1 protein-coding gene is annotated in these 1,820 nt (G+C 68.0%); it reads left to right on the top strand.

Features of this window, described 5'->3' with window-relative positions; all coding sequences use genetic code 11:
• Positions 1 to 12 precede the first annotated feature (12 nt).
• Positions 13 to 1,820 (top strand): LamG domain-containing protein (locus AB0K43_RS31395; RefSeq protein ID WP_363645814.1); only part of this gene is annotated, 1,808 nt, incomplete at its 3' end.

The raw sequence follows: 1,820 nt of genomic DNA, 5'->3' as shown, positions 1-1,820 counted from the left end.
AAGCTGCAGACGATGAGCGCGGCCAAGGGCTGGAGCGGTAGTTGCCCGGGTGGCTGGCTGGAGTTCGGCGGCTCCTCGGGCGGGGTCAGGGATCTCGTCCAGGACGCCGCGAACTGGGGCTGGTCCTGGACCACGTTCGGCCTGAAGGCGGAGAACGAGGGCGACAGCAACAGCTGGAAGCGGCTGACCGACGACGCCTACCTGCGGGTCTACTACAACCTCCCGCCCCGCCAGACCCCGATGAGCCAGCTGACCATGTCCCCGGGCAGCGTCTGTTCGTCGACCGGCGTGGGGATCAACAACTGGCCGCAGATCAGTGCGACGGCGAGTGACCCGGACGGCGAGGCCATCGGCGTTCAGTTCGCGGTTGCGTGGGACGACGGCAGCACCGGCTACAAGCGCCGCTGGTGGTCCACGGGTGCTGAGGCAGCGACCCCGGCGAGCAATTCGTTCAAGGGCTCAGGTTCGTTGTTCTCGGTGTCGTTGCCGGCACTCCCGGCCAGTGCCGGTGGCTCCTACGGCTGGGAGATGCGGGCCTGGGACGGCGCGAGCTGGGGACCGTGGTCCTCGGATGGTGACCCGACCGTGTGCTACTTCGGTGTCGACACCTCCCGTCCGGAGGGGCCCAAGATCACGTCTTCCTCCTACCCCGGTTCGACGGACGCGGCGGCCACGCTTCCTTGGACCGACGGTGTGGGCCAGTACGGCGAGTTCACCATGAGCTCGACCAACACCGATGTAGTGAAGTACCAGTGGGGCCTGGATACGAGCGCTTCCGCGGCTCATGAGGTGGCCACCACGGGTGGGGCGCCGCGGACCGTCAAGATGCTCCCCGAGACGCCTGGCGTGCATGTTCTCGCGGCCCAAGCCGTGGATGGTGCGGGAAACGTCTCCGAGTCCCAGAGCTACTACTTCAACGTCCTGAACGGGCGATCCCAGCGCGCCGGTTGGGGCCTGGATGAGGCGACCGGAGGCAGCTTTGCCGGCACGGGTGGCAACGTCGCGATGGCCCCTCACCCGGGCGCGACTGTGGGCGTGCCCGGCCGTCAGGGCAACGCCGTCGCCTTCAACGGCACTGCCGATGGCTACGCGGGCACGGAGAGCGCCGTCCTCGACACCGATCGGAGCTTCACCGTCTCCGTCTGGGCCAATCTCGCCGACGTCAACCTGACCCGCACCGCTGTCAGCCAGGCGGCGGGTAACACCGCCTTCTTCGACTTGGGCGAACGCGACGGGAAGTGGGCCTTCGTCACGTACACCGCGGACCTGGCCGACGGTTTCGGTTGGCAGCCGGCAGTCGGTACGGTTCCGGTGGCACTGAACACCTGGACCCATCTGACCGGTGTCTACGACGCGGCCGCGATGAAGGTGCTGCTCTACGTCGACGGCACCCTCGCTGCACAGGCTCCCGCACCGAAGTCGTTCGCGTCCCGGGGTCCGTTGGAGCTCGGCCGATTCCGCTACATGGGTGGGTACGTCGACCCCTGGAAGGGGTCCCTCGACGAACTCAAGGTTTGGGACAGGGCGCTGTCCGCCGGAGAGGTCGCCGACTCCGCTGCTGATCGGCCGCTGACGTCGGGGGTTCCGGCAAAGGCGGTCTGGCACTTCGACGAGACCACGGGCCCGATGGCCGGATTCCCGGAGTCCGACTCCTTGAGTGCGACCGGTGTTGTGCAGGCAGGTGTGTCCGGTACGGCTGGCAAGGCTGTGAACTTCGACGGAAAGACCGGTTACGCCCGTACGTCGCGGCCGCAGGTCGACGGGACGCGGAGCTTCTCGGTGTCGACGTGGGCGCGACTGCCGCAGCCTGCGGCGGGTGA

Source organism: Kitasatospora sp. NPDC049258 (assembly GCF_040678895.1).
Lineage (GTDB): Bacteria > Actinomycetota > Actinomycetes > Streptomycetales > Streptomycetaceae > Kitasatospora.
This window is presented reverse-complemented; position numbering and strand designations above follow the sequence as displayed.